Below are 627 nucleotides of genomic sequence, written 5' to 3'. Positions count from 1 at the left end.
CCAGGTCGAGACTCTGGTCAGTCTTTGTACTGTAGCGGAGCTGGCGGACCACGGAGAAAAGGTTCGCCCGATACAGCCGCCGGGTTTCTTCATTCAAGCCGCTCGCGGGGCGGAAATAGGCAAGCCGGAACTTGCAGCCAGAGTCCTTGACGCCGCCCCGCAACACGTCGAGCACACCGCGCCGCTCGATCTCGGTAGCGAGACGCCGGAGGAACTGCTCCCGCACCGCCGGGCCGTGGTGCTGCTCGAGTTTCTTCCATTCCTTCGGCTGCGTGGCAAGCACGAAGTCCACCACGTCACGCGGCAAGAGGCACAGCACGCGATCGTAGTCCTCGGGCTTGCGCCTGTGGTAGCCCCCAGGTGCGTTCTCACCGTAGGGCGGCGGGGTCTCGTGGACCGCCGGCGCATCGCCCGCATCGGCGTCGGAGCCGTACTGGAGGAGGGCTCGCTCGATCGCGTCCTCGAAAGCGCGTTCGGAGATCTCCATCATGATTCTCCTTTCGGCGTCCGCCGACCGCGCTGGCTGAGCACGCTTGCCGCCCCCCGCGTGGCCAGCTCCGCGAGCGGCACGACCGTGACGTGTGCGTCGAGCTCGTAACGCCGCTCGCCCGGATACAACACCGTGAG

The 627-nt window shown here is 66.7% G+C and carries 1 pseudogene; it reads right to left on the bottom strand.

The annotated features are described in order from the left end of the window. Positions 1–490 (bottom strand): annotated as a pseudogene (locus tag ACTFO6_RS17465) (hypothetical protein); the annotation flags it as partial. Positions 491–627: the final 137 nt, after the last annotated feature.

It is taken from the genome of Pelomicrobium sp. G1 (assembly GCF_051905455.1).
Lineage (GTDB): Bacteria > Pseudomonadota > Gammaproteobacteria > Burkholderiales > UBA6910 > Pelomicrobium.
The sequence above is the reverse complement of the archived record's forward strand: the minus strand, read 5'-3'. Positions and strand labels throughout refer to the sequence as shown.